The following is a 6355-nucleotide window of genomic DNA, read 5'->3' as shown; positions in this document are numbered from 1 at the left end:
CCGGGGGAATCTTCTAATGCAGATGCATATTAGTAAATAAGTCGCAATAATAAAGCACTAGAAATCTAGGTTATTTTTATGTCAATAGGGCTTAGTGAACACTTACAAAAAATCTAACGCTACAAATAATTAAAGCCCCGAATCGTATAACTCAGGGCTTTGTTGTTGATCAAATTGTGATATGCCGAGGACTGGAATTAAATTTAAATACCACTTAATCCAGCCCAACGAAAGTCATCAAACTAAGGGCTCCAACCAAAACATGTAAAACAAAAAGAGGGTTCTACTTGATACACTTTTACGTCAGTAATGCGGTTACTAAAGTCGCTTCTTGTCACGACGCTATTACTTTTCATTATCACAGTTTCATCTTCACCCTCTGCATCAATCTCAAAACTCACTTTTTTACCGACAATGTAGGATTCAATGTCCTTTTTCCAATCTTGGTCTTTACCTGAAAAATCTATGTGGGAACAAAACGTCCAGCTTTTTCCAGTAAAGTCTCTTTTGGCATAGGCTTTAACACACATATTGTCAACAGCAGCTACTCGCTCTGCTTTGTGATCGTCGTAAGAAATCACCCTAACGCGATTAACTTTGCCCGCATATGAAGATGAAGTTACATAACTATCTCTATACATATGATCAGAACGATTATCTGAGTTAATACCAAATATTACATCTTTACCTACTAGGTAGGAACTAATATTCTTATTCCAACTTTGGCCCTCACCGGATAAGTCTTGGCCTTCACAAAACGTCCACTTGTCGCCAGAAAAGTTTTTTCCTGAATAAGTGTCAACACAGTTAGGTAGGGTCGCCTCTATTACCCTAACGTCAGTAATGTTATTTCTCCAGGTACTTTCTTTGATATTCGTGCCGGGTTTCATAATCTTCACCGAAGGTCCCTTTGTACCATCTGCAGAGCCAGATGCGTGAAACACAAATCTCACATCATCACCTACTTTGTAGGAATGAATGTTGTTGTTCCAGTCTTTGCCCTCACCAGATATATCCTGGCCAAGACAAAAGCGCCAACTTTTACCTCTATAGCCTGGTTTACTATAGGCCGTAATACAGGAGTCAGTACCCTTTGTACTACCTGGACTATGCATAATAGAGACGTTTGCGATTACTTCTTTGTCATATTTCAGATAATTTGTATTACCTGACGCCTCTGAGTCACCGACTTCATTGTCGCCAATTTTCTTGCCGGCCTCTAAGCTCTCTTCACCGAGCCCATCAATAACATCGGCAACCATTTTTGGCCAGCGCCACGACTCCTTCCAATAATCACTAATATTAATATACTCATAAGCGACATTACCATTTACAAAATTGATCGTGATGAGAATTTCATTACCAGTAAATGTCTCGTTTTTTTCAGTTCCATCTAATCGAATAGGACTGAAATGAATGGTATCATCAAAGCCTACGTTACTAGCGACACCACCATAATCATTCGGTAACAAGGTGATTCTCACAGACTGTACGATATCTCGTTCCCACACTACTAAATTGCGGTAATTGCTACCAACAGTCTCAGAAACGATGCCATTTCTATCTATCACACCAGCCTGCAATCCATCGATGCCTTCGTCGTTTATCTTGTTTGCAATTGCCCTTGGCCAACTATGGGCTAGATGTTGATTGTCATTTTCACTAAGTTGCTTGTAAAAAACTTTTTTCTCACCGTTAGTGAATAAAACCTCAATGGAGAACATGGCGCCTTTGGGTGCTTCGTTGAAAAGGTGCAGATTTTCCGCTTCGAGTGCGCTAAATTGATAGGCATCAGTTATTGGACTCAGTTCAGCATATGAATAGTCATTGTTAATAATTAGGCTAGTGAGTTTTTTTCCTGCTGCATACCTATCATGGCGACCATCGCGATTGAAATGTTCCCAAAGATCGACATCGATATAATCGCCAACATGGATCCCTTCTACTTTATTGTTTATGTCCTTCGCGGCCCACGACGGCGACTGTATATCGTTCAGACAGTAGTCCCAGCGCTGACCTTGATGTCCTTGTCTATCCCAAAATCTAACGCAAGTAGGATCAATACTTCTAGGGAAGACCTCCAAGGAAGAAATCTTATTGCGAGTTCCTTCATTGAAATTAGCATCATTATTTTTTCTTGTCCAAGCCCAACCTTTCTTATCATTGTCGTGATAATGTGTCACATACACAGATGCACCGACTTTGACTGAGGAGAACGTATCAGCAAAACCGCGGCCAAGGTATCCATAGTATTGTTCAGAACCATCAACATTTAGGCAAAATAATCTAGAATCACCACGATAGTTTGGTTCTTTGTAAAAACGAACACAGTTCCGATGCAATATTTCATCGTCGGTTTCGTAGATATCCGCTACAAAATTTACGTTAGTGTCTTTATTTCTCTTGCTAGGATCAATGTAGTTAACTTGGTCAATGTAATTTGGTATTCCGTCATTATCCATGTCCTGTGATCGGTATGCGTTAAGCACATCACAATCATTGTACTGTTCGCAAGATTCGACAAGTCCATAATAATCTTCTAGTCGCTGCTGTATGTTACTGTTCGTGGGGACCGTTATTTGACTTAAGGAATCCTCGTCACAATCTCCTACGCAAACACTGACATTCGATTGGGTGCTAATATTCACAGAATAGTCTGCCCCATACGGCAAAAGTCCGAGATAATGAGAACCATAGGAAGTTAACTTTAGCTCACCTGGAATGGCAATATAGAATTTGAAAATTAGATTGGTACTCGTTTTGGTGGTTTCAACGAAATCTGAAGGTTTACAAAGTGAGTCATGTTCATTAACTGCGGTTAACACTAAGATGTCGTAAAGCATTGGCTGACCTTTACCATTTTCATGTTTCACCTGAAAAACTGGTGAACAAGTTGAAATCTTGGGAAGATTCCTAGCAAATGGGTCTTCATTTACCAATTTTTTATATTTTTCTTCTCTAATAGCGCGCCAAGCTCTGTCTTTGTTTACTGTCTGTTCGTCAATTTTATTGTCTGGGCTGCTTAACTTGATGACGAAAACCAAACCTCTGTCAGTCCAAGCATGCGTCCACTCGCCCTCAACATATTCACCATCATTTTTTGTGTCATCTACTTTCTTGCCCCAACCAAAACCACCACCTATATCTAAGCCTGGAACTATGTCATCGGGGCTTTCATAAACGGTATCTCTGGATTTGGTTATCTCATAATCGCTAGCAAAAGCGAAGTTAGCCAAGAAAACCAGGAATAACAAGTGTCGTCTAACTGACAGCATTTTAATAAATCGCAACATGCTTTTCGTACCTCCATTACATTAAAAGCAATAAACGTCGGATACTAATTTGTTCAAAAACAGCAAATCAGCATTTTGAAAGAAATTGTACATTTTTTGCGCGGTTAGATGATATTCACTATTGTTAGTTATGTCAACAAGATAAGTGCGGGATAGAAATTTAACTACTAAAGATAAAGAGATGATATTTTAAAAGGAACTTTTTTGATAACCACGATCTGATCGAGAAGTAAAAAACATGAGAAATTCGCATATGATTATCATTGAGCAACTTAACAAAAGTGAGAGACACCCGCTCGCACATCAATCAAGTTTATCCTGTGATGGAAGTCGTATTCCTGGTCATAACAGCCATGATTTGTGGTCAAAATAAGTTGACAGAGATTAAGGATTTCAGTGAAAGAAATATCGACTGGTTACGCGTGAGTATTTCCCCTACGAAAATGGTCTTCCTACTCGACATAATATCGCTGCAATCATGAGCTCCGTGCGCCAGAGAGGCTCTTAGAATCTATGGTGTGCTGGGTCAATTTGCACAGAGAGAAACATACTCAGCCTATAATCAGTGTTGATGGTAAGGTTTTAAAAGGGTAACCGTTCAACGAGATAGCTTGACTATATGAGATTAAGGCTCCAATGAGTTCTGCCCGTACAAAGCCTTGAGGGACATTCGCTTTTTTAAGTTGCTGGCGCTTAGCATAAAACGTTGAGAGGTAGAGTTCATTGAGCTTACAAAATGCAAGCGTCGACAATGAACTCGATTCAGACGTAAGCTGGCGGTAAACCCCATCTAATAATCCTATTCCAAATTCGATATGGTCATGGCTTCCAATGTCTTAAAGGGGTATTGCGCACATTTCTCCGAAAAGTTCATTTTTCATTTTATGGCTGAATTAGCATCATTAGCATCGTTCTTATTACCACTGCGATACGGCTTCACTTTTTGGGGTGGTATCATTTTGACGGTATGGCCAAGGCTTTGAAACGTTCGTCCCCAGTAATGAGATGCTGCACAGACCTCTATGCAAATGGTCGCGCCAGGGTGTTGGCTGATGACCATTAGCATTTTCTTTTTAGACATAGCTTGGTTCAACTTACGCTTGCCATGGCGGTTAAATACCGCGACTTGAAAGACGGATTTGGCTAAATCAATCGAGATTGTATTAAATTTATTCATTGTATGGGCTCCTATTTTGGTTCGCACCTGTAACTTTAGCTGACGCTGTCAGTTGAGGTGGGGAGTCCATACCATTGACTATATCCTTGTAGATGAAGCTCAGGATCAAAATCCCGTTGTCATCGATTTGCTATCCAGGTAGTCTAATTTACAGCAGATTTGGGTGGGCGATAAATATCAGCAGATTTACGGATTCAGAGGGGCACAGAATGCGCTAGATACCATTGATATTGAGACCCGTTGCTCTCTCACGCAGTCCTACAGATACGGTGAAGAGATTGCAAAGTATTGCAACAGTCTTCTCGGCGTTCAAAGCATCCTGACTTCATTCCATTCAAGGATTGGTTTGAGGTTGTCAATTTCTCCAAGACAGATGAAGGTGTCCACCTAAGGACAATGGTAAACCTAGTAGAGCAGTACTCTATTCCTTTGCTCCTAGATCTCTTGTACCGGGTGCAATCAATAACAGAAGCACACGCAGATATCGTGGTGACGACTGCGCACCAAGCGAAAGGAAGAGAGTGGGATATTGTCAGGCTAGCGGACGATTTCAGAGGCCAGGGACACAGTAAATACAGTGAGGAAGAAGGCCGCTTACTGTATGTGGCGGCAACACGAGCAAAGAATGTTCTCGATATATCTGATTGCTTGGCTGCGGCACTACCCACACCTGAGGTCTTAACCCCAGAATGCACTACAGAGTAAGTGGAAAATGCCATTCATCGGACATGACACAGAAAACAACAGACGGGTAAACATTCTGGATTATGACTCTCCGAGAGAGTCATTCAAGAGGGGGCAGATTATCTGCCGCTACTGCAAAGAAGAAATGGTCATTCGGGGAAACTCGCACTCCAGCCTCCCAAAAACTCACTTTATGCACCTGTCCAATGAATGCAAGAGTGAATATAAGCATCACCGAGAGAGTCCAGAACACCTGTACTTTAAAGAGCTACTGGCTAAAGACATAGCCAAAGATCTGAAAGAGTACCAAAGTGCAAAAGTGGAGATTGAGTGTCCTGTTGACTCAATCAAAAGAATCATTGATGTGGCTTTCATCTTCCCCAATGGCTGGATTGTGGCCCACGAAGTTCAGTTAAGTGCAATCACGCCTGAAGAGCTAGAGGAAAGAACGAATGACTATCGACGTGCAGGAATCGATGTTTCTTGGTGGCTTGGCAAAAAAGCAGATACCAGCAAGAATCGGCAGTGGTGCTACGAGAACCTTGGCGAATGCTACTCCATTGACTACGAGAAGTTGGTCAGCATACGTCCGAAAGATAAAATGGTTAGATATGGCTCTAGGGAGCCCCTGCTGTACAGTTCACTTTGTTGGAGTACCTCGTCGGACTGGTCAGGTGAACTATCATCCCCGATCATTCCGGCAAATAAAGAAAGGGCACCCAATCAAGCAATGCTTCCACATACGCTTGCTCATAGGCTACTTTTTAATACACTTCTTTGCTGGGCAATAGATACGCCCCTACCCAAATCTAGGCTGTTAAAGGGAATAGGATCACCGACACATCAATCACAGGCGGCAGCTCTTCTGGGGGCATGGAAGGGTGTTGGGTTCTGATCAAAACAGGAAAAGGGAAAACAGCAGCATATAAGATCGTTGATGGTTATCGATACGGCAGTTGGCCCACAGCTACGAATGAACAAAGAAAACACTGTTATCAAAGAGTATTAAGGTACTTTCCATCTGAAATCAACCTAGACGCAGTTAAAGAAAGAGCTACCAACCTAAGAAAGAGCAGCACTGACAGCCCCGATTTTTCTTTAAAAATAGCTAGTTAAACTTTTGATGTGCAATATTTCCCCAATCTTCGTGTGAACATCTATACGGAGAATGAACTTTTCGGGGAAATGTGCGCAATACCCC

3 protein-coding genes and 2 pseudogenes are annotated in these 6355 nt (G+C 41.5%); 3 read left to right on the top strand and 2 right to left on the bottom strand.

What is annotated here, in order from left to right; all coding sequences use genetic code 11:
* Nucleotides 1–242 precede the first annotated feature (242 nt).
* Nucleotides 243–3293: a hypothetical protein gene (locus ACTRWI_RS21655; RefSeq protein WP_499133779.1), complete on the bottom strand. Its 3051-nt coding sequence runs from the start codon at nucleotides 3291–3293 to the stop codon at nucleotides 243–245.
* A gap of 253 nt (nucleotides 3294–3546) precedes the next feature.
* Between ACTRWI_RS21655 and ACTRWI_RS21650 the strand changes: the two are divergent.
* Nucleotides 3547–3884, top strand: a pseudogene (locus ACTRWI_RS21650) (ISAs1 family transposase); the annotation flags it as partial.
* A 304-nt stretch (nucleotides 3885–4188) separates the two neighbouring features.
* Here ACTRWI_RS21650 and ACTRWI_RS21645 read toward each other — a convergent pair.
* Nucleotides 4189–4470, bottom strand: a pseudogene (locus tag ACTRWI_RS21645) (IS110 family transposase); the annotation flags it as partial.
* Between the two features lie 288 nt (nucleotides 4471–4758).
* On the opposite strand from ACTRWI_RS21645, the gene ACTRWI_RS21640 reads away from it, so the two are divergent.
* Both ACTRWI_RS21640 and ACTRWI_RS21635 read left to right on the top strand, forming a co-directional pair.
* On the top strand, nucleotides 4759–5175 hold the full coding sequence (locus tag ACTRWI_RS21640) for a 3'-5' exonuclease (RefSeq protein ID WP_499133778.1): 417 nt from the start codon (nucleotides 4759–4761) through the stop codon (nucleotides 5173–5175).
* A 7-nt stretch (nucleotides 5176–5182) separates the two neighbouring features.
* Nucleotides 5183–6049: a competence protein CoiA gene (locus ACTRWI_RS21635; RefSeq protein ID WP_499133777.1), complete on the top strand. Its 867-nt coding sequence runs from the start codon at nucleotides 5183–5185 to the stop codon at nucleotides 6047–6049.
* Nucleotides 6050–6355 lie beyond the last annotated feature (306 nt).

The organism is Pseudoalteromonas sp. G5_S1_14_S5 (genome assembly GCF_054968605.1).
This window is presented reverse-complemented; position numbering and strand designations above follow the sequence as displayed.

Excerpts from the sequence above, each read along its gene's own strand:
- ACTRWI_RS21655 (WP_499133779.1), bottom strand. The coding sequence starts at position 3,293 with ATGTTGCGATTTATTAAAATGCTGTCAGTTAGACGACACTTGTTATTC.
- ACTRWI_RS21635 (WP_499133777.1), top strand. The coding sequence starts at position 5,183 with ATGCCATTCATCGGACATGACACAGAAAACAACAGACGGGTAAACATT.